21 protein-coding genes and 2 pseudogenes are annotated in these 20707 nt (G+C 68.9%); 7 read left to right on the top strand and 16 right to left on the bottom strand.

Going from position 1 to position 20707, the window contains the following annotated elements:
- The first annotated feature begins 10 nt into the window (after positions 1–10).
- Together OP79_RS32460 and OP79_RS32465 are read left to right on the top strand one after the other, a co-directional pair.
- Positions 11–559: a VanZ family protein gene (locus tag OP79_RS32460; protein ID WP_033325256.1), complete on the top strand. Its 549-nt coding sequence runs from the start codon at positions 11–13 to the stop codon at positions 557–559.
- A 90-nt stretch (positions 560–649) separates the two neighbouring features.
- Positions 650–853 carry a PspC domain-containing protein gene (locus OP79_RS32465; RefSeq protein ID WP_033325258.1) on the top strand — a complete coding sequence of 68 codons (204 nt, stop codon included), beginning with the start codon at positions 650–652 and terminating at the stop codon, positions 851–853.
- An 83-nt stretch (positions 854–936) separates the two neighbouring features.
- Here OP79_RS32465 and OP79_RS32470 read toward each other — a convergent pair whose 3' ends face one another.
- Together OP79_RS32470 and OP79_RS32475 are read right to left on the bottom strand one after the other, a co-directional pair.
- Positions 937–1266, bottom strand: coding sequence for a hypothetical protein (locus tag OP79_RS32470; RefSeq protein ID WP_033325260.1), 330 nt, complete (start codon positions 1264–1266; stop codon positions 937–939).
- A gap of 129 nt (positions 1267–1395) precedes the next feature.
- A complete protein-coding gene (locus OP79_RS32475; protein WP_033325262.1) occupies positions 1396–2550 on the bottom strand; it encodes an adenosine deaminase in 1155 nt (384 codons plus the stop codon).
- Between the two features lie 113 nt (positions 2551–2663).
- Here OP79_RS32475 and OP79_RS32480 point away from each other — a divergent pair, with 113 nt between their 5' ends.
- Positions 2664–3425, top strand: a complete 762-nt coding sequence (locus tag OP79_RS32480) for an alpha/beta hydrolase (RefSeq protein WP_033325264.1) — start codon at positions 2664–2666, stop codon at positions 3423–3425.
- 29 nt (positions 3426–3454) lie between these two features.
- Here OP79_RS32480 and OP79_RS32485 read toward each other — a convergent pair whose 3' ends face one another.
- A complete protein-coding gene (locus OP79_RS32485; RefSeq protein WP_033325266.1) occupies positions 3455–4408 on the bottom strand; it encodes a LysR family transcriptional regulator in 954 nt (317 codons plus the stop codon).
- A gap of 62 nt (positions 4409–4470) precedes the next feature.
- Between OP79_RS32485 and OP79_RS32490 the strand changes: the two genes are divergently transcribed.
- Both OP79_RS32490 and OP79_RS32495 read left to right on the top strand, forming a co-directional pair.
- On the top strand, positions 4471–5766 hold the full coding sequence (locus tag OP79_RS32490; RefSeq protein ID WP_033325268.1) for an MFS transporter: 1296 nt from the start codon (positions 4471–4473) through the stop codon (positions 5764–5766).
- 389 nt (positions 5767–6155) lie between these two features.
- Positions 6156–7163: a sigma-70 family RNA polymerase sigma factor gene (locus OP79_RS32495; protein ID WP_033325270.1), complete on the top strand. Its 1008-nt coding sequence runs from the start codon at positions 6156–6158 to the stop codon at positions 7161–7163.
- On the opposite strand, the gene OP79_RS52365 is transcribed toward OP79_RS32495, so the two are convergent.
- From OP79_RS52365 to OP79_RS32540, 9 genes and pseudogenes are all read right to left on the bottom strand, one after another.
- Positions 7056–7442 carry an STAS domain-containing protein gene (locus OP79_RS52365; protein WP_078492144.1) on the bottom strand — a complete coding sequence of 129 codons (387 nt, stop codon included), beginning with the start codon at positions 7440–7442 and terminating at the stop codon, positions 7056–7058. The two genes, OP79_RS32495 and OP79_RS52365, sit on opposite strands and share 108 nt — an antisense overlap.
- A gap of 69 nt (positions 7443–7511) precedes the next feature.
- Complete coding sequence (locus OP79_RS32505) at positions 7512–8789, bottom strand: thymidine phosphorylase (RefSeq protein ID WP_211270905.1); 1278 nt, start codon at positions 8787–8789, stop codon at positions 7512–7514.
- A gap of 44 nt (positions 8790–8833) precedes the next feature.
- A complete protein-coding gene (locus tag OP79_RS32510) occupies positions 8834–9229 on the bottom strand; it encodes a cytidine deaminase (protein WP_033325277.1) in 396 nt (131 codons plus the stop codon).
- Complete coding sequence (locus OP79_RS32515; RefSeq protein ID WP_033325279.1) at positions 9226–10491, bottom strand: ABC transporter permease; 1266 nt, start codon at positions 10489–10491, stop codon at positions 9226–9228. Before OP79_RS32515 ends, OP79_RS32510 begins: the two co-directional genes overlap by 4 nt.
- Positions 10488–11618, bottom strand: coding sequence for an ABC transporter permease (locus OP79_RS32520; RefSeq protein WP_033325281.1), 1131 nt, complete (start codon positions 11616–11618; stop codon positions 10488–10490). The genes OP79_RS32515 and OP79_RS32520 overlap by 4 nt, the downstream gene beginning before the upstream one ends.
- Positions 11618–13186: an ABC transporter ATP-binding protein gene (locus OP79_RS32525; protein ID WP_033325283.1), complete on the bottom strand. Its 1569-nt coding sequence runs from the start codon at positions 13184–13186 to the stop codon at positions 11618–11620. Before OP79_RS32525 ends, OP79_RS32520 begins: the two co-directional genes overlap by 1 nt.
- 225 nt (positions 13187–13411) lie before the next feature.
- Positions 13412–14270: pseudogene (locus OP79_RS49935) on the bottom strand (BMP family lipoprotein).
- A gap of 344 nt (positions 14271–14614) precedes the next feature.
- On the bottom strand, positions 14615–15490 hold the full coding sequence (locus OP79_RS32535; RefSeq protein WP_106972535.1) for a BMP family lipoprotein: 876 nt from the start codon (positions 15488–15490) through the stop codon (positions 14615–14617).
- A gap of 311 nt (positions 15491–15801) precedes the next feature.
- Entirely contained in the window at positions 15802–17022 is a 1221-nt protein-coding gene (locus OP79_RS32540; protein WP_033325287.1) for a M20 family metallopeptidase, read from the bottom strand.
- Positions 17023–17402: 380 nt separating this feature from the next.
- Between OP79_RS32540 and OP79_RS32545 the strand changes: the two genes are divergently transcribed.
- A complete protein-coding gene (locus OP79_RS32545) occupies positions 17403–18050 on the top strand; it encodes a class I SAM-dependent DNA methyltransferase (protein WP_033325289.1) in 648 nt (215 codons plus the stop codon).
- Between the two features lie 75 nt (positions 18051–18125).
- On the opposite strand, the pseudogene OP79_RS32550 reads toward OP79_RS32545, so the two are convergent.
- The 3 genes and pseudogenes from OP79_RS32550 to OP79_RS32560 form a co-directional block, all read right to left on the bottom strand.
- Positions 18126–18452, bottom strand: a pseudogene (locus OP79_RS32550) (contact-dependent growth inhibition system immunity protein); the annotation flags it as partial.
- Between the two features lie 36 nt (positions 18453–18488).
- On the bottom strand, positions 18489–19253 hold the full coding sequence (locus OP79_RS32555) for an alpha/beta fold hydrolase (protein ID WP_033325291.1): 765 nt from the start codon (positions 19251–19253) through the stop codon (positions 18489–18491).
- 95 nt (positions 19254–19348) lie between these two features.
- Positions 19349–19864 carry a hypothetical protein gene (locus OP79_RS32560; protein ID WP_033325293.1) on the bottom strand — a complete coding sequence of 172 codons (516 nt, stop codon included), beginning with the start codon at positions 19862–19864 and terminating at the stop codon, positions 19349–19351.
- A 59-nt stretch (positions 19865–19923) separates the two neighbouring features.
- On the opposite strand from OP79_RS32560, the gene OP79_RS32565 reads away from it, so the two are divergent.
- Positions 19924–20127: a DUF6183 family protein gene (locus tag OP79_RS32565; RefSeq protein ID WP_033325294.1), complete on the top strand. Its 204-nt coding sequence runs from the start codon at positions 19924–19926 to the stop codon at positions 20125–20127.
- Positions 20128–20136: 9 nt separating this feature from the next.
- Here OP79_RS32565 and OP79_RS32570 read toward each other — a convergent pair whose 3' ends face one another.
- Entirely contained in the window at positions 20137–20694 is a 558-nt protein-coding gene (locus tag OP79_RS32570) for a hypothetical protein (RefSeq protein WP_033325296.1), read from the bottom strand.
- Positions 20695–20707: the final 13 nt, after the last annotated feature.

Below are 20707 nucleotides of genomic sequence, written 5' to 3' on the forward strand. Positions count from 1 at the left end.
CTTGGGGGGCGTGCGTCAAGGCTCAAACGGCGGCAGCGCCGCGTTCCGCATCCGTGCGGCGGGAGGTGTTCTTCTCGTCGCACATCTCGCGCTCGTCGCCTGGCTCACGCTGCGTCCCCTGGACGTGCCGTGGGTGAGCGCCGCGAACCTGCGTCCGTTCGCGAGCATCAGAGCCGATCTGGCCCTGGGCCCGGAGGCGGCGGCCCGCAACATCGGCAAGGGGCTGTTGCTGCTCGCCCCGCTCGGCGTACTGCTGCCCATGGCCGGCGGCAGGCTGTCCGCCTCCCCACTGCTGTCCCTGCTCCGTACGGTCGCCGCCGGCGCCCTGCTCTCCATGGGCATCGAGCTGCTGCAGACCGGGATCCCCGGCCAGGTCGTGGACGTCGACTCGCTGCTGCTCAACACCGTGGGAGTGGCCCTGGCCCATATGGCGTTCGTCCCCGCCGTGCGCGCCGTACTGCGCCGCCGGACGGAGACGCGGCGCCGGGCCGCCCTCCACCGGGAGGATGCGGCTCAGGGTCGGACCCCGACGATTCCCAGGGTCGGCATCGCCCCGTAGAGCGACGCTTTGCCCCTTTCGTGGTCGTAGCGTGGAAGGCAGATGAGGCAGCCAGAAGGGAGGCCTCGTACGCTCACGAAGGAGCCGTAGATGAACCGCCTTGCCCGCCCCACGAACGACCGGATGATCGGCGGAGTGTGCGCTGCGCTGGCACGGCGCTTCGGTACCTCCGCGACCACGATGCGTGTGATCTTCCTGGTGTCCTGTCTGCTGCCGGGTCCGCAGTTCCTGCTCTACATAGCGCTGTGGATCCTGTTCCCCTCGGAGGGCAAGGCGGCTCGTACGGCCTGGTGATCCACGCACCCCACACCCACATACGCCGATGGGGCGCCTCCCGGATTCGGGGAGGCGCCCCATCGGCGCGTACAGGTGCGGACTCAGACCGCGGGAAGCCCGGGGCCCTGGACGGGCAGCTGCCCGGCGGGCACGCCGCCGATCAGGTCGGCAGCGGGCACGCCGCCGGCCAGGCCCGCGACCGGCGCGGTCAGGTCCGCGGTCGACGCGGCCGGGGCCGCGGGAAGCGCCTCCGCGCCACCGGCGGGCAGCGTCGTGGCGACGTCGCCCCCCGGCACCGCCGAGGTGACGGTGTCCACGGTCCTGGCGGGGTCGGGCACGGCCGGGGCCGCGTTGGCGGCGCCCGCGCCGGCGGCGGCGAAGGCGGCACCGAGAGCGGCGACACCGAGGGTCTTGACAGCAGACTGCTTCATTTTCGACTTCGTCCTTGCGCTGTGACGGATCTCGAGCGGTTCGAAACCGTAGTCACGTGGGAGAACGCCCCGCAAACATCGAAAAGCGGCCGGGGCGACAGTCGCCCGGCCGCTTTTCCTACGACCCGATCAGCGCCCCTCGACCACAGAACCGCTGGTCGAGGCGGTCTGCTGGAACAGCCACTGGGACTTCAGCTCCGCATAGCCGGGCTTGATCACGTCATTGATCATCGCCAGCCGTTCATCGAAAGGAATGAATGCTGATTTCATCGCATTGACTGTGAACCACTGCATGTCATCGAGCGAATAACCGAAGGCCTCGACAAGATGCTCGAATTCCCGGCTCATGCTGGTGCCCGACATCAACCTGTTGTCCGTATTCACGGTCGCCCGGAAATGCAGCCGTCGCAGCAGCCCGATGGGGTGCTCGGCGTACGAGTCGGCGGCGCCCGTCTGGAGGTTGGAGCTGGGGCACAGCTCCAACGGGATGCGCTTGTCGCGGACGTACGAGGCGAGGCGGCCGAGCTTCACGGAGCCGTCGTCGGCGACGTGGATGTCGTCGATGATGCGTACACCGTGGCCGAGCCGGTCGGCGCCGCACCACTGGAGGGCCTGCCAGATGGAGGGCAGCCCGAAGGCTTCGCCTGCGTGGATCGTGAAGTGGTTGTTCTCCCGCTTCAGATACTCGAAGGCGTCCAGGTGGCGGGTGGGCGGGTAGCCGGCCTCGGCGCCCGCGATGTCGAAGCCGACGACGCCCACGTCGCGGTAGCGGTTGGCGAGTTCGGCGATCTCCAGGGCGCGGGCCGCGTGCCGCATGGCGGTCAGCAGGGCACCTACGCGGATCCGGTGGCCGCTCTCGCGGGCGCGCCGCTCACCTTCCCGGAAGCCCTCGTTGACGGCTTCGACGACCTCTTCGAGGGTGAGCCCCTTCTCCAGGTGCTGCTCGGGCGCGTACCGCACCTCGGCGTAGACGACGCCGTCCTCGGCGAGGTCCTGGGCGCACTCGGCGGCCACCCGCACCAGCGCTTCGCGGGTCTGCATGACGGCGCAGGTGTGCGCGAAGGTCTCCAGATACCGCTCCAGGGAACCGGAGTCGGCGGCCTCGCGGAACCAGATGCCGAGCTTCTCGGGGTCGGTCTCGGGGAGGTTCTTGTAGCCGGTCTCGCGCGCGAGGTCGACGATCGTGCCGGGGCGCAGGCCCCCGTCGAGGTGGTCGTGCAGCAGGACCTTGGGGGCCCGGCGGATCTGGTCCGCACCGGGAGTGTGCTGGTGCTGGGTCGTCATTTCCGAATACTAACGCCTACGCGCGTAGAGTCCTCCTTTGGGAAATTCGTCGATACCCAACGGTGACCCTGCGGACGACTGACGTACACCCTTGCTTCTGACAATGTTCTGTCATGGCACAGCAAGCGACGCCGGTTCGCAGGGCCCGGCTGGGGCGGGCGCTCGGCACGGAACCGATGGCGGTGAGCGGCGTGGTGCTGCTGCTGCCCGGCGGCGAGGAGACCTCCGCCCGCAGGCCGTCACCGATGCTGGCGACCGCCTCCGTACGCTCGCTGGGGCGCCGCCTCGCGCGCGCGGGGCATACGGACGGGCTGATCGCGCACGTCGTGCACTACAGGTTTCGCGGCTGGAACGGCAGCGAGGCGCATCTCGCCCACGACGCCGTCTGGGCCGCCGATGAGGTCGTACGCCGCTACGGAGACGTGCCCGTGTGTCTCGCCGGTCTTGACATGGGCGGTCGGGCCGCCCTGCACGCGGCCGGGCACACCGCCGTCAACTCCGTGCTGTCGATGTCCCCTTGGCTGCCGGAGGACGATATGGCGGCCGCCGAGGAACCCGTCAAGCAGCTCGGCGGGCGGCAGGTGCTGATCGTGCACGGGACGATGGATGCGCGCAGTGATCCGGAGCTGTCCTTTCGGCTCGCGGCGCGGGCGAAGAAGGCGAACCGGGACATCTGCCGGTTCGAGGTGCACTCCGACGGTCATGGGCTGTCCCAGCATCGGGAGGAAGTTCTCGCGCTCGCCGAGGACTTTGTGATGGGGGCGTTGTTCGAGCGGGGGTTTTCCCGGCCTGTGGAGGACGCGTTCGCGGCTCCGCCTCCGCTTGGCTTGCGGATGCCGTTGGCTTCTGGGTTCGGGAAGTCGTTGCGGCGGTGAGCACCGGGGAGGGTGCGAACACGCCAGTGTCAGTCCGGGAGCAAGTTGCCCCTTCTCGACAGCAGGAACTTCTTGAAGGCTGCCACCGGTGGGGTGTCCGGGTGGCCGTCCAGCCAGGCGACGCCGATCTCGCGGGCCGCTCGTGGGGCGGTGACCGTCAGTTCGACAACTCCTGGGCGCGGTACGGCCGGTGGTGGCAGGAGAGCCACTCCCAGCCCCGCCGCCACCAGGCCCCGTAGTGTTTCGGCCTCCTCGCCCTCGAAGGCGACACGGGGGCGGAAGCCGGCCTCCTTGCAGAGGTCGTCGGTGATGCGGCGCAGGCCGTAGCCGGGTTCGAGGGTGACGAAGGTTTCGTCGGCGGCCTCGGCCAGACGGACGCGCTTGCGGCCGGCGAGGCGGTGGTCGGCGGGGACCACGAGGCGCAGCTTCTGCTCGTCGAGGCGGCGGGCCACGAGGTCGGGGGCGTCCGGCATCGGTGAGGTGAGGCAGAGATCCAGCTCGCCCGAACGCAGCCGCTCGATCATCGCCTCGCCGTAGTTCTGTACGAGGCTGAAGCGGACCCGTGGATGATCGGCCCGGAAGGCACGGATGAGACCGGGCACCGTCTCGGAGCCCATGGTGTGCAGAAAGCCGAAGGCGACTTTGCCGGAGGTGGCGTCGGCGTCGGCCCGTACCGCGTCGGCCGCCCGCTCGATCTCGGCAAGCGCCCGCTCCACGGAGCCCAGGAACGTACGCCCGGCGGAGGTGAGCGAGACCGTACGGCCCCGGCGGGCGAACAGGTCGACGCCCAGGTCCTGTTCGAGGCGGACCATGGCGCGGGACAGGGTCGACTGCGGGACCTGCATCTCCTGCGCGGCGCGGGTGACGTGCTCGGTGCGGGCGACTCCCGCGAAGTACGCCAGGCGTGGGGCGAGCAGCGCGACGATGTCTTCTGTGTCACTGGATGGTGACAGGTGAGGCTCTGAACTCTGCTGATGCTTCATAGGAACGATTATGACGATTCCATGCATTGGACGGATGAGAGGCCGTTCTTTAGGTTCGAAGCATGCCTTCCGTCAGTACCCAGGCGTCCACCACCATGGGCGCCGCCTCGACCGTTTCCGTACCTTCCGCCGCTTCCACCACCGACTCCCGCATGACTCCGGGCGGGCCCGGCTACCGCCGGATGAGCCTCGCCCTGTTCCTCGCGGGTGTCGCGACCTTCGCGCTGCTCTACTCCACGCAGGCCCTTCTTCCGTTGATCTCCAGTGACTTCGGGGTGACGGCGAGCGCGGCGAGCTGGACGGTGTCGGCGGCGACCGGTGCGCTGGCGCTGTTCGTCCTGCCGATGAGCGCGCTGTCGGAGCGGTTCGGTCGGCGTACGGTCATGACGGCCTCCCTGGGCATCGCCGTGACCGTCGGGCTGCTGGTTCCCTTCGCCCCGTCGGTCGGCACGCTGATCGCGCTGCGGGCGGTGCAGGGTGCGGCGCTGGCCGGGCTGCCGGCCTCGGCGACGGCGTATCTGGCGGAGGAAGTACGGCCGAAGGCACTGATCACCGCGATCGGTCTGTTTGTCGCGGGCAACAGCGTCGGCGGTATGAGCGGCCGGGTCATCACCGGCTGGGTCGCGCAGGAGTGGGGCTGGCGGGTCGCCGTCGGCACGATCGGGATCGTCGCGGTGGCGTGCGCGGTCGCGTTCCGGCTGCTGCTCCCGGCGCCGAAGCACTTCAAGGCGGGGTCGCTGCGGCCGCGGGTGCTGGCCCGCACGGTTCGCGCCCACCTCTCGAATCCGCTGCTGCGGCGGCTGTACGCGATCGGCGCGCTGTTCATGACGGTCTTCGGCGCCGTCTACACGGTGATCGGTTACCGGCTGACCGACGCCCCGTTCTCCCTTCCCCAGGGGATCATCGGCTCGATCTTCCTGGTCTACCTGGTCGGTACGGTCTCGGCGTCGACGGCGGGCAAGCTGGTGGGCCGGCTTGGGCGCCGCGGCTCCCTCTACCTGGCGGGCGGCACGACGACAGCGGGCCTGCTCCTGTCGCTGGCGGACTCGCTGGTGCTGGTGCTGCTCGGCCTGGTCCTGATCACGGCGGGCTTCTTCGCGGGCCACGCGGTGGCCTCGTCGTCCGTGAGCCACACGGCCAAGGAGGGCCGCGCCCAGGCTTCCGCCCTGTACCAGTCCGCGTACTACGTGGGGTCCAGTGCGGGCAGCACGCTCGGTGCGGTCGCGTTCCACGCGGGGGGCTGGGGCGGGACGGTTGCGCTTGGGCTGCTGGCGGTGATCGGGGTCGTGGGGATCACGGTGCTGGGGTCGCGTGCGGCTCGGGTTCAGGCGCGGCGGGGTCTTGTGGCGGCGCACTGACGCCGGTCACTGACGCGGGCCCTTGAGCGCCGGGGGCCGGCGCCACGGTTCTTCGCCCCCGCCGCCCCTACCCGTCCCATCCCGGGGCCGGCCCCGGACCCCGCTGAGGGCTGCGCCCCCAGACCCCCTTCGGGGCTCCGCCCCGGACCCCCCAGGCGGAACTTCGCAGCTGGCCCCAGGCACAACCAGCCCGTCCGGCGTTTGAGGACGAGGCCGTTCAGGCCGATACGGGGGTCTGGGGGCGCAGCCCCCAGCGGGGTCCAGGGGCGGAGCCCCTGACCTGGGCCTTCGTGTGGTTCGGGGGCCATTGTCAGTGGCCTGCGGTAGCTTCCGAAGTGGTGGCGCGCAAAGGTGCGTGCGAGGGACTGAGCCACAGGGGTGGGTTGGCTATGAGCGACGGAACGGTGACGACGGCGGATCTCGATGTCCGGCTTGAGAAGCACCGGGTCGAGCTGACGGGGTACTGCTACCGCATGCTCGGCTCGTCCTTCGAGGCGGAGGACGCCGTGCAGGACACACTGGTGCGCGCCTGGCGCAGCTACGACAAGTTCGAGGGCCGTTCCTCGATGCGTTCGTGGCTGTACCGGATCGCGACGAACGTATGCCTGGACATGCTGACGGCGGGCAACAAACGGGCCCGCCCCATGGACCTGACGGACTCGACACCACTGGCGCAGGCGGCACTGACCCCGCGCCCGGACAACACCTGGCTGGAACCCATGCCGGACAACCGCGTACTGCCCACACCCAGCGACCCGGCCGAGGCGGCGGTGGCCAAGGAGTCGGTGCGCCTCGCCTTCATGGCCGCCCTGCAGCAACTGCCGCCCAAGCAGCGGGCCGTGCTGATCCTGCGCGAGGTCCTGGCCTGGAAGGCGAGCGAGGTCGCCGAGCTGCTCGACACCACGGTCGCCTCGGTCAACAGCGCGCTCCAGCGGGCCCGCGCGACCCTCGCTGAGCGCGACGGCACGGCCGAGGAGGGCGCCGTCTCCGACCCGCTGGACGAGGAGCAGCAGAAGCTCCTGGAGCGCTATGTGGCGGCGTTCGAGGGGTACGACATGACGGCATTGACGGCGCTGCTGCACGAGGACGCGGTGATGACGATGCCTCCGTTCGACCTGTGGCTGAGCGGCCACGAGGACATCACGGGCTTCATGACGACGCTGGGCGCCCCCTGTGCGAACTCACGCCTGGTGCCGGTCGAGGTCAATGGCCTGCCGGGCTTCGCGCAGTACAAGCCGGATCCGGACGAGGGCGGCTACATGCCGTGGGCGGTGCAGGTCCTGGAGATATCAGGGGGCCGGATCACGGGGTTCCACTGCTTCCTCGACACGAAGCGGTGGTTCCCGCTCTTCGGGCTGCCCCTCCACCTCGAAGCGGAGGCCGACGAGACCGAGTAGCGCGTGCAGGGCCGGATCGGGGTCGCGCAGGCGTATCCGGCCTCCGGCCCGGCGGGCGGCGAGCTGGAGTCTGGCCAGTACGTCGACGGTGGTCAGTCCGGGCGGACCGAGGCCCGCGACATCGCAGACCACGACATCGGCGCCGGTGGCCTCCAGTCTCACGCGCACGTCCTCGCACAGTCGGGGCACGTCATCACGGGTGAGGGAGCCGGGCAGCACGAGTACGGCGGGTGTCATGGAGTTCACGAACGGTAGACCGGGCGGCGGCGCGGAACTCATCGCCGAGCCGGCGTGAGGTCGCGTCTCCAAGGTCACATCGACCTTGGGAGGTCGTACCCCCGGTCCGGGTCAGGCAATACGTTCCAGGACCACCGGCGCAGCCGTGAAGTCCGTGCCCGGCGCCGCGACGTCGTACGAACCCTCGACCGCCTCCAGCGCGTACGCGAAGCGCTCCGGAGTGTCCGTGTGGAGGGTCAGCAATGGCTGGCCTTCCGTCACCGTGTCGCCCGGCTTGGCGTGCATCTCCACGCCTGCGGCGGCCTGGACCGGGTCCTCCTTGCGGGCGCGGCCGGCGCCGAGGCGCCAGGCGGCGATGCCGATGGCGTAGGCGTCCAGGCGGGTCAGGACGCCCGACGAGGGAGCCTTGATCACGTGTTGCTCACGCGACGTGGGCAGCGGAGCGTTCGGGTCGCCGCCCTGGGCCGTGATCATGCGGCGCCATACGTCCATCGCCGAGCCGTCCGCCAGTGCCTTGGCCGGGTCCGCGTCCTTCACACCCGCCGCGTCGAGCATCTCGCGGGCCAGGGCGAGGGTCAGTTCCACCACGTCCGACGGGCCGCCGCCCGCCAGGACCTCCACCGACTCGCGGACCTCCAGGGCGTTGCCCGCCGTCAGGCCCAGCGGGGTCGACATGTCCGTCAGCAGGGCGACCGTCCTCACGCCGTGGTCCGTGCCCAACCCGACCATGGTGGAGGCCAGTTCACGCGCGTCCTCGATCGTCTTCATGAAGGCGCCCGTGCCCACCTTCACGTCCAGGACCAGCGATCCCGTACCCTCCGCGATCTTCTTCGACATGATCGAGGAAGCGATCAGGGGGATCGACTCGACCGTCCCCGTCACGTCCCGCAGCGCGTACAGCTTCTTGTCCGCCGGGGCCAGACCGTCGCCCGCCGCGCAGATGACCGCGCCGACGCCGTCCAGGACGTTCAGCATCTCCTCGTTCGAGAGCAGCGCCCGCCAGCCCGGGATCGACTCCAGCTTGTCGAGGGTGCCGCCGGTGTGGCCGAGGCCACGGCCCGACAGCTGGGGTACGGCGGCCCCGCAGGCTGCCACCAACGGCGCCAGCGGAAGCGTGATCTTGTCGCCCACCCCGCCCGTGGAGTGTTTGTCGGCCGTCGGCCGGGACAGCGCCGAGAAGTCCATGCGCTCGCCGGAGGCGATCATCGCCGCCGTCCAGCGGGCGATCTCACCGCGGTTCATGCCGTTGAGCAGGATGGCCATCGCCAGGGCGGACATCTGCTCGTCGGCGACCTCACCGCGTGTGTACGCGTCGATGACCCAGTCGATCTGCTCGTCGCTGAGTTCACCGCGGTCCCGCTTGGTGCGGATGACGGAGATGGCGTCCATGGCCATGGTTTTCCTTCCAGAGTTCACTCGGTGAGATGACCCGGTCACTTGGTGAGATGGCCCGGCCCGAAAGCCTGCGGCAGCATCTCCGACAACGGCACGATCCCCGCCGGGGTCTCCAGGAGCAGATCGGGGCCCCCGAACTCGTACAGCAGCTGGCGGCAGCGCCCGCACGGGACCAGGATCTCGCCGCGGCCGTCCACGCATGTGAAGTGCGTCAGCCGGCCGCCGCCGGTGAGCTGGAGCTGGGAGACCAGCCCGCACTCGGCGCACAGCCCGATCCCGTACGACGCATTCTCGACATTGCAGCCCGAGACCGTGCGGCCGTCCTCGACGAGGGCCGCCGCGCCGACCGGGAAGCCCGAATACGGGGCGTACGCACGGGACATGGCCGTACGCGCCGTTTCCCGGAGGGCCTCCCAGTCGACGGGGGGTGTCACTTGCCCTGGCCCTTGCGATACGGCATGCCGTTCGCCCTCGGCATCCGCAGGCGCTGCGCGGAGAGTGCGAGAACGAGCAGCGTGATGACGTACGGCGTGGCGGAGACGACCTGGTTCGGGACCTGATCGGTGACGGCGTACCAGGTGAACATCAGCGCGCCGACGGCCAGGGTGAGCACGGCGGCCACGTACTTCTTCTTGACCACCAGCCAGATCGCGCCGATGACCAGCAGGATGGCGGCGAGCAGCAGCAGGGCGTGGACGTTCTCGGCGCCGCCGCGCAGGTTGAGGCTGTCGGTGTAGCCGAACAGGCCGGCACCGATGGCGAGTCCGCCCGGCATCCAGTTGCCGAAGATCATCGCGGCGAGGCCGATATAGCCGCGGCCGCTGACCTGGCCCTCCAGGTAGAAGGGGTTGGCCACGATGGAGAGGAAGACGCCGCCGAGGCCGGCCAGTCCGCCGGAGATGATCACGGCCAGGTACTTGTACTTGTAGACGTTCACGCCGAGCGACTCGGCGGCGACGGGGTTCTCACCGCAGGAGCGCAGGCGCAGACCGAAGGGCGTACGCCACAGGATCCACCAGGTGGCGGGGATCAGAGCGATGGCGATCAGGGTCAGCCAGGAGACGTTGGTGACCAGTCCGCCGAGCAGGCCCGCGATGTCGGAGACCAGGAACCAGCCCTCGCGGTTGAGGTCGATGAGCACGTCGGAGAGGCCTGGCACCGTGAAGTCACCGAGGGATTCCACCGGCGGGGACTGCTTGGCCGAGCCGCCCTGGGTGCCCTCGAAGGCGAGGGGGGCGAGGTAGCGGGTGGCGCCGAGGGCGAGGATGTTGATGGCCACGCCGGAGACGATGTGGTTGACGTTGAAGGTGATGGTGACGATCGCGTGCAGCAGTCCGCCGACGCAGCCGCCGATGATGCCGACGAGGATGCCGGTCCACGGACCCCACTGGTAGCCGGCCCAGGCGCCGAACCAGGTGCCGAGGATCATCATGCCCTCGAGGCCGATGTTGACGACGCCCGCGCGCTCCGCCCACAGACCGCCGAGACCGGCGAGGCCGATCGGGACGGCCAGTTCGAGGGCGGTGGACATCTGGCTGACGTTGGTGATGCCGTCGGCGCCGGTGATGATGCGGACGATCGAGGTCAGCGCCAGGGCGCCCGCGATGATCAGCAGGAGGACGGGGAGCGTCAGGCGACGGCCGACGGGTGCCGCGGGCTGCAGCTTGGGCTGGTTGAGGTCGGTTGCGGTGGTCACCGGCCCGCCACCTCCTTCTCGATCGAGTTGTCAGAGGGGGCGCCGAGGACGTGGCCCGCGGCGAGTTCCGCGCCGACGCGGCGCTGCTGGCGGCGCAGACCCCATTCGCGTACGGCCTCGTAGGAGACGACGACCGAGAGCACGATCAGGCCCTGCATGATGACCGCGATCTCCTTGTCGTAGTCGTGGAAGTCCAGCTCGGGCGAGGCCTTGTCGAGCCAGGCCCACAGCAGGGCCGCGAAGGCGATGCCGGTCGGGTTGTTACGGCCGAGCAGGGCGATGCCGATGCCCAGGAAGCCGATGCCGGTGGGGAAGTTGAGGCTGTACGTGTGCGTGTCGCCGAGCAGGATCGGCAGGCCCGCCATTCCCGCGAGACCGCCGGAGAGCAGCATGGCGGTGAGCACCATGCGCTTGGGGTCGACTCCGCTGGCCGCGGCGGCGGTCTCCGAGGCGCCGGAGGAGCGCAGGTCGAAGCCGAAGCGGGTGCGGTTGAGAACGACCCAGTAGCCGATGCCGAGCAGCACCGCGATGACGACGAAACCGTAGATCTCGCCGGAGGCGCCCATGTCGATGCCGGGCATCCAGCCGGACTCGTGCATCTCGCCGGTCGTGTTGTTGTTGCCGACCTTGACGCCGAAGACGTTGGGCAGCCACAGGTAGCCGATGACGGAGGTCGCGATCGCGTTGAGCATGATCGTCGCGACGACCTCGCTGACGCCTCGGGTGACCTTGAGGACGCCTGCGATGCCCGACCAGAACATGCCGGTGAAGACCGCGGTGAGGATCAGCAGCGGGATCTGCAGGGCCGCCGGCAGCGCGACATGGGCGCCGACGATCGCGGCCATCATGGCGGCGAGCTGGTACTGCCCGTCCACGCCGATGTTGAACAGGTTCATCCGGAAGCCGATGGCCACCGCGAGCGCCGCGATGTAGTACATCGAGGCCTGGTTGATGATCAGGACCTGGATGTCGGAGAACGTGGCCTGCTCGAACATCAGCGTGTACGGCTCGACCGGGTTCTTGCCGGAGGCGACCAGCACGATCGAGGTCAGGGTCATGGCCACGACGAGCGCGATGACCGGCCCGGCCACGGCGAGGAGCACACGCTCCCTGTCGAACTTCTTCATCAGCGGGCCTCGTCTTCCGGGGCTTCTGCCTGCTCTTCGAGCTGCTCTACGAGCTCTTCGTTCTCGAGGTGTCCGGAGGCGGCGCCGGTCATGGCCGAGCCGAGTTCCTCCGGGGTGACGGTGGCCGGGTCGGCGTCCGCGACCAGCCTGCCGTTGTAGATCACCCGGAGGGTGTCGGAGAGACCGATCAGCTCGTCCAGGTCGGCGGAGATCAGCAGCACGGCCAGGCCCTCGCGGCGTGCCTCGCGTATCTGGTCCCAGATCGCGGCCTGCGCGCCGACGTCCACACCGCGGGTGGGGTGGGCGGCGAGCAGGAAGCGCGGCTTGTGGCTCATCTCGCGGCCGACGATCAGCTTCTGCTGGTTGCCGCCGGAGAGGGAGGCGGCCGTGACGTCGATGCCGGGAGTGCGGACGTCGTACGCCTCGACGATGCGCCGTGTGTCCTCCTGTGCGGCCTTCGGGTCGAGCCAGATGCCCTTCGCGTTGGGCCGCTCGGTGACGTGACCGAGGATGCGGTTCTCCCAGAGCGGGGCTTCCAGGAGCAGCCCGTGGCGGTGGCGGTCCTCGGGGATGTAACCGACGCCCTGCTCACGGCGCTTACGGGTGGGCCAGGCGGTGATCTCCTCCTCGGCCAGCTTGATGGTGCCGGAGTCGGCGTGCTTGAGGCCGATGAGCGCGTCGACCAGCTCGGTCTGGCCGTTGCCCTCCACTCCGGCCAGGCCCAGGACCTCGCCCGCGTGGATGGTGAAGCTGATGTCGTCGAGCAGGGCCTTGCCGCCTGCCATCTCCAGGCGCAGGTCCTTGACGGTCAGTACGGGGCGGTCGGTGACCGTGGACTCCGCCGTCTCCGGTGTCGGCAGCTCGCTGCCCACCATCATCTCGGCGAGCTGGCGCGAGGTCGTCTCCGCGGGCACGGCCGTACCGACCGTCGTCCCGCGCCGGATGACCGTGATCTCGTCGGCGACCGAGAGCACCTCGCCCAGCTTGTGGGAGATGAAGATGACCGACAGGCCCTCGGCCCTCAGCTCGCGCAGGTTGGCGAAGAGTGCGTCCACCTCCTGCGGTACGAGGACGGCGGTGGGCTCGTCCAGGATCAGTGTGCGGGCGCCACGGTAGAGGACCTTGAGGATCTCCACACGCTGGCGGGCGGCCACACCGAGTTCCTCGACCAGGAGGTCGGGGCGCACCTCGAGGCCGTACCGCTCGGAGATCTCCTGGATCTTGCGGCGGGCCTTGCCGCCGATGCCGTACAGCTTCTCGCTGCCCAGCACGACGTTCTCGAGGACGGTCAGGTTGTCCGCGAGCATGAAGTGCTGGTGCACCATGCCGATGCCGCGGGCGATGGCGTCGGCGGGCGACGAGAAGGTGACCTGTTGGCCGTCGACCGCGATGGTGCCCTCGTCCGGCTTCTGCATGCCGTAGAGGATCTTCATCAGGGTCGACTTGCCGGCACCGTTCTCGCCGACGAGGGCGTGGACGGTGCCCTTGTGGACGCTGAGGTGAATGTCGTGGTTGGCCACGACCCCGGGGAATCGCTTGGTGATCCCGGCGAGCTCGACTGCGGTCACCTGACCGCCCGCCGCCTCGGCCGGAGGGCTGCTGGACGCGTTGATGGCGCACTCTCCTGGGGAAGGGGGTCGTCTACGCGCGCCCCTACGGCATCGGAAGAGGGGCGACATACCGCCGGGAACGGGGTACGGGGAGCCAGACTCCCGGTACCCCATTGAGCGGATGTAACCCCACGGTTACCGGCGACCCCTCGGGTTCGCCGCACTGCTCGTGGTCCTGCCGGATCAGCTGGTCTTGACCTTGATCTCGCCGCTGATGATCTTCTCCTTGGCCGTCGTGATGGCTTCCTGGAGCTCGGTGTTGTTCTTGAACTCCGGGTTGGAGTCCGCGAGACCGACCTGACCTGCCTTGAGATCGCCCCTGACGATACCGGTCTCGGGTTTGCCGTCCTCGACCGACTTCGCAAGGTTGTACACCGCCTTGGCGACGTCCTTCGTCGCCGAGGTCAGGATGTGGTTCTTGTACTTGGCGAGGGCTTCCTGCTTGTACTGGTCGGAGTCGACGCCGATCGCCCACACCTTGTTGGCGGCGGCGGCCTCGATCACACCCTGGCCCGAAAGACCCGCCGCCTGGTAGACGACGTCGGCCTTCTTCTCGATCTGGCTCTCGGCGGCCGTCTTGCCCTTGTCGGGGCTGGAGAAGCCACCCTCCTCGGCGGTCTGCGTCAGGTACTGCGAGAGCACCTTGACCTTGGGGTTGGTGTCCGCGACGCCCTGCTTGTAGCCCGCCTCGAACTTGTGGATCAGCGGGATGTCCACACCGCCCACGAAGCCGACCGTGTTGGTCTTGGTCGCCTTGGCGGCGGCCCAGACGCTGGGTCTTGTCCGCGTCCGTCTCGCCCTCGGTGGGCTCGACGTCCGTGGTCTCGTAGCCGAACTCCTTCTCCGCCTGCTCCAGGCCCGCGTACGCCGCGTCGTTGAAGGACTGGTCTCCCTTGCCACCGACGTCGTACGCGATGGCGAGACCCTGGTTGCCGTCCGCCTCCGAGGAGGCGGAGGTCGAGGTGCCGCCGCAGGCGGTCAGGGCGAGGGCGAGAGAGGTGGTCGCGGCGCCTGCGAGAGCGAGGCGGGAAACCCGGCGCATGAGTTGTTGCTCCTGTCGTACAAAGCGGCCTTGGTGAAGTCCGGTGCGGTACCGCGCCCCGTAAGGGGCGCGGGGCTGTATCTATATGCGGCTCCGCCGCGTGGGCGCGACCAGCCCCCGCCGGCCCGCAGGTACATCACGGTTCTTCCAGCGGAGCGCCAAGCGCCTTGCGATACGGGCCTGGCGCTGGCTTCGCCGCAGAGTAACGCGCGTAGACCCGCAGAGAAAACCCCTCCGGTTCACCTTGTTATCCGGCCGTGAACAACACCGCGAGCCCCGACGAAAGACGAGCAGGCGGGCGCCATGGACGCCCGCCTGCCTCCCCCAGCCGTGCCGAGCAATCGTTACTCGGTCTTGACCTTGATGGAGCCGTCGATGATGCCCGCCTTGGCCTTGTCCACCGCGTCCTTGAGGCCCGCGATCTTCGCGTACTCCGGGTTGGTCTCGGCAAGGCCGACGCCGTCCACCTTCAGATCGAAGGTCTGCACGCCCGTCAGCGGCTTGCCGTCCTCGACGGACTTGGCGAGCGCGTACACCGCACCGCCGACATCCTTGAGTGCGGAGGTCAGGATGTAGTCCTTGAACTTGGCGAGGGCTTCCTGCTCGTACTGGTCGGAGTCGACGCCGATCGCCCACTTCTTCTGGGTGGCAGCGGCCTCGATCACGCCCTGGCCGGAGAGACCGGCCGCCTGGTAGACGACGTCCGCGTTGTTCTCCAGCTGGGACTCGGCGGCAGCCTTGCCCTTGTCGGGGCTGGCGAAGCCGCCCTCTTCCGCGGTCTGCGTCAGGTACTGAGAGAGCACCTTGACCTTGGGGTTGGTGTCCGTGACGCCCTGCTTGTAGCCCGCCTCGAACTTGTGGATCAGCGGGATGTCCACACCGCCCACGAAGCCGACCGTGTTGGTCTTGGTCGCCTTGGCGGCGGCCGAGGTCAGGCGCTGCACCTTGTCGGCGTCGGTCTCACCATCAGTGGGCTCGATGTCGGCCGTGTCGTACTTGAACTCCTTCTTGGCCTTGTCCAGGCCCGAGAAGGCGGCGTCGTTGAAGGACTGGTCGCCCTTGCCGCCGATGTCGTAGGCGATGGCGAGACCCTTCTTGCTCTCGCCCTCGCCCTCGCTTCCGCTTCCAGCTTCGCTGCTGGTGCCGCCACAGGCCGTGGCAGCGAGCGCGAGCGACGCGACCCCCACCGCGACCCGGGTCAGTTTGGATATCCGACGCATCTCGAAGTTCCCCATTCTCCAAAGCCCCGCAGTGGGTGCTCAGTTCGGCGCACAGTAACGCGCGTAGACCCTCCGGGGAATGGGGACCGCTTGGCCGTTATCCATTCGTGCCAATGGCCGGTTAAGTCCTTGTGAACCACGGTCCCGAAAGGCGTGAACGGCACATAACACCTCGCGCGGACCTCACACTCCGTATGCCCTGGGCGGCCTCTACGTGACGGTGCGCGTGCCGTGGGGACGCGCGCACCGGGCTGCTCCTGGGGTGGCCGGGACGCAACCGGAGTGACGCCGTCCCGGCCCACCCCGATCGCTTACTGGGTCGCGTCGAGGAGGGCGGTCGCCGTGAAGAGCTCGACGCCGACGGTGATGGCGTGCTCGTCCGCGTCGAAGTCACCCTGATGCAGATCCCGTACGCCGCGCTCGCCGGGCGTACGCACACCGAGGCGGGCCATCGCGCCGGGCACCTGCTCCAGATACCAGGAGAAGTCCTCGCCGCCCAGGCTCTGCTCGGTGTCCTCGATGGACTGGGCGCCGAAGCGGGCGGCCATCGCCTCGCGGAGCAGTTCGGTCGTCATCGGGTCGTTGACGACGGGCGGGACGCCGCGGATGTAGTTGATCTCCGACTTGGCCTTGTAGAGGTTCGCGATCTCGTCGATCGCGGCGTGCACGAGGTCGGGGGCGGCCCGCCAGGAGTCGAGGTCCAGGCAGCGCACGGTTCCGGACAGCTCGGCGTGCTGCGGGATGACGTTGCAGGCGTGCCCCGACTCGATACGGCCCCAGGTGACGGCGAGCCCGCTGCGGGCGTCGACGCGGCGCGCGACCAGGGCGGGCACGTCCGTGACGACGCGGGCGGCGGCGGTCACGAGGTCGGTGGTGAGGTGCGGGCGCGCGGTATGTCCGCCGGCGCCGTCCAGCGCGACCTCGAGCCGGTCGCACGCCGAGGTGATGGGGCCGTGCCGCAGCCCGATGCGCCCCGCGTCGACCCGCGGATCGCAGTGCACGGCGACGATGCGTCCGACACCCTCCAGGGCCCCGGACTCGATGGCGTCGGGCGCACCGCCGGGCAGCACCTCCTCGGCGGGCTGGAAGATCAGCCGCACGGCACGCCTCAGCAGGCCCTTCTTGTGCAGCTCGGCGAGCACGAGCCCCGCGCCCAGCACCACCGTCGTATGGACGTCGTGCCCACAGGCATGCGCGCGGTCGGGCACGGTCGAGCGATACGCGCAGTCGGCCTTCATGTCCGGGATCGGCAGCGCGTCGATGTCCGCGCGCAGGGCGAGCATGGGCTGGGCGGGGTCCGGTTCGCCGATGTCACAGATGAGCCCGGTTCCGATGGCGAGCACACGGGGCTGAAGCCCGGCTCGCTCCAGCCGCGCCTTGATCGCCGCGGTGGTACGGAACTCCTGGTTGCCGAGCTCCGGGTGCATGTGGAGGTCCCGGCGGAACGCTACGAGCTCAACGCGCAGGCCCTCCGGGAGCGTGCCGGGGAGCACGGCTCCGCCGGTCGTTTCGGCCTCGGACTCTGAGGACATCAGCTGGTTCACCCTTTGAAGGGTAGGGCGACATGGGGCCCGGCTGCCCCACGATCAACAAAAATTCAGCCCGCCGGCCGAGAAAACCCGACTACCTCGCGCATACATATCAGCCACGATGGGTACACTCGCCCGGCTTTCGGGCCGACCCGGGCCTCCGTTTCCGGAGCCCCGGAGACTTCCGGTGCTGCCGCTGGAGGCCGGATCTCGATGCCCGGACTTCTACGCATACCACGCATCCCGGTCGCGGGCCGTTCCAGTCCGCCGGCCGGGGCGCCCGCCGACAACGCATCGCACGGCCCTCCCCGAAGCAGACGTTCCACCGAAGAACGAGTGAACCGCGGCCACCGACCCCATGCCGCGCAGTATCGTCCCCGACCGTGAGCGAACCGGACTTCATACGTAACACCCGCGCGTCCTACGACTCGATAGCCACCGAGTACGCGGACCGCTTTCCCGACGACCTGGAACGTAGGCCTCTGGACAAGGCGCTGATCAACGCGTTCGCCGAGCTCGTGCGGAGCGCCGGTGCCGGACCCGTGGCCGATGTCGGATGCGGTACGGGGCATGTGGCGGCGTACCTCAGCAGCCTGGACACGCCCGTGTTCGGCATCGACCTGTCACCGAAGATGGTCGCGACGGCCCGGCAGACGTACCCCGACCTCCGCTTCCACGTGGGCTCGATGACGGCCATCGACCTCCCCGACGACGTGCTCGGCGGAATCACGGCCCTGTACTCCACCATCCACGTCCCGGACGACCAACTCCCGGACGTCTTCACGGAGTTCCACCGCGTCCTGGCCCCCGGCGGCCACCTCTTGCTCGCCTTCCAGGCCGGTGACGAGCACTTCGAACTGACGGAACGCTTCGGTCACGCCATCTCCCTGCCCTGCCACTGGCGGCGCCCCGAGAACGTCACCGAACTCATCGACAAGGCCGGACTGGTCATGCACGCCCAGGTCATCCGCGAGCCCAACGAGAACGAGAAGCTCCCACGGGCCTTTCTGCTGGCCCGCAAGCCTCACTGAGGCCGGTGCCCACGTGCGCGCGCACCTCGGGCGGGAGCCGCTCCAGCAGCCCAGGGAGCTTGTCACCGGGGAAGGTCAGTCTCCGCTCTCCTCGTGCTGCGGCGACCGGTACTCGGCACGGGGACGTGCGAGCCGGCCGGCAATGAGGGCGAGCCAGCCGCTCGGCGCGTACGGGGCCGGCGGGTCGACCTCCATGCCCAACTCGGCGGCGGCGAGGGCGTAGTCGGACTCGTCCAGTTCGAGGGCGAGCAGCTCGTGCAGTTCGCCGACGAGGCGGGCCACGACCTGTGGGTCGGTGGAGGTCCGGTAGTCGTCGACGGCCGCGTCGTGATCGTCGAACTCGTCGGGCATGTCCTGGGAGAACCACCCGCCGAGGAACTGTCCGAGTTCGGGGAAGCGGGCGTCCCCTCAGCATGACAGGACAGGCCGCGAGCAGGCTCAACCGACAGGGACTCTCTCCTTGAGAAAGCCGATCAGCAGATCGGTGACAGCCGATGGCCGCTCCAGGCTGGGCAGATGACCTGCCCAAGGCAGTTCGACATGCTCGGCGTTCGCGAGCAGATCCGGCAGCCGGGCTGCGATCTGTCGGAAGTCCGCCAGGTCATGCGCCCCCGACGTGGCAAGGCAGGGAGCCTGAATGGCTGCCAGATCAATCTTGGCTTCTATCGGCTCGAACTCCTCAGCGGCGGACATCTGCAGCTCGAAGGCGTGCCGTTGCATCTGGCGTACCGCCTCGCGGGCGGTCTCGTCGGCGTCCGGGCCCAGCCAGGTGTCGACCATCAGTTCCGTCGCGCCGGCGATGTCGCCCGCCTCGAGCAGCGCTTTCTCGCGCCCGCCGAGCACACGCAGTTCGGCAGAAGGTTCATGCCCGGGAAGGGCGGAGCAGAGCAACGCAAGGGCGTTCACCCGGTCCGGCCAGCGCGCGGCGATCTCCAAAGCGACGTGCCCGCCGTACGAGGAGCCCACCAGTGTCGTCTGCGCGATGCCCAGACTGTTCAGGAGGGCCAGCACATCCTCGGCGTCACTGTGAGGCCGGTCCGGCGCTGGAGTCTCACCGAAGCCCCGAAGATCACAGCGCACCAGCCGGTAACCGGCGTCGATCAAGGCCGGCCACTGGGCATCCCACATCCGCCGGTCACACACCCCGGAATGCAACAGCACCAGCACAGGACCGTCTCCGGCCACATCATGAGAGAGCGTCATCCGGCAGACCCTACGCAGCGGCTACTCAAAACGCCTCTCGATTAGCACCGCCACTGCCCCGCCCATCAGCCCGGCGAACCATGCCGGTCACAGCACTAGGCGTCCTCGAATCGCCACGCGATGAGGAGACGCTCCGGCGAGACTCCGATCAGGCAGACGTCGTAGAGGACGTTCGCCAAGGAGTTGAAGTGGAAGCTGCGGGTGAGGAAATCAGCCGAGTCGCCGTCTTCCGCGTGACCGTGGTTGGTGAAGAACTCGGTGTGGTCGCCGGCGGCTTCGAGGATGGCTCGGATGGCGGCGTCACGCTGCTCGTTCGGTTGTCGGAGGGTCGGGTCGGGGCCGTAGCAGAAGGAGCCGACCGCCAGGAGCCCCATCAGGTCCTCGGCGCCGCGGCGGGAGACGGGCAGCAGGCTGCGCCGGAGGGCGGCAGGGGTGAGGTCGCTGAACATCCCGGACGGGTCGGCTCCCGCTCGGCCGAGGCCGTTTGAGTCGTGGAGTATCGCGGACACGTCCTCTGTCCAGTGCTCGTGAACGCGCTGTGCCAGGTAGAGGAAGACGTGGCGCTCGTCGACGAACTGCTTGGCGCACTCGGGCAGTTCGTGAGTGTTCACCGTCTTCTACGCTCACAGGTGATCGGGATCGGAGTACGGCCCACTGGGGAAGGCGGCACATGGCGAGCGTAGGCACGGTCGGAGGGGACGCCGGTGAGCGGTACTCCTGGAGGACCTTCGAGGCGTGGGCCAGGGGTGGAGAGGCCGAGCGGATCGGGGTGGACACCGAGTGGTTCAACAACGACCTGGACGACTACGGCATCGTCGCGCTCTCTCCCGATGGCCGCCGTATCGCCGTACTCGCCGCGACGCACACCGGCTGAACCGTTCAGTCAGTCGTCGAAGAAGCCCCAGAAGGCCCCGACCTCGGTCTCCGACACCACCACCGCACCGCAGTCGACGATGTACTTGGAGAGACACGCGAACTCGTTCGCGTCGTTCAGAAGGTCCAGGTTCGGGTCGTCCTCGGCCAGGGAGCAGTTGACGTAGTAGTGGGCAGTAGGGCCGAATCTGGCGAGGATCGTGGTCGCGCTGTGGAAGAGGCGCTCCCTACGGTGGCTGAAGTCGGGGATGGTCTTCGCCTTGAACATGGTCCCTTGGAGTGCGACGAGGATCTCGGTTGCGGATTTCTCGGTGATCTTGAAGAGGCTGCCGTCGAGGTCCTCGCTGTTCCACTTGTGGAACGGGTCGGTCATTGCGCTTGAGTCACCGGTGCAGATGGGGGCGTAGTTCACGTTCAGCCAGCCGCGGGGGTCCCGGGTGTCGAGGATGAGCGCTGTGGAGAGGTCGCGGCGCCAGTCCTCGTGAGTGCGAGGGCCGACCGCGGCGAAGGTCCAGGCACCGAAGAGATCGGTGACGGCTGCGCTCCAGGACTCGGCGTCGATCTGCACCCGGACTCACCTC

Origin of the sequence: Streptomyces yerevanensis (assembly GCF_000716805.1) — a bacterium.
Classification (GTDB): Bacteria; Actinomycetota; Actinomycetes; order Streptomycetales; family Streptomycetaceae; genus Streptomyces; species Streptomyces flaveus.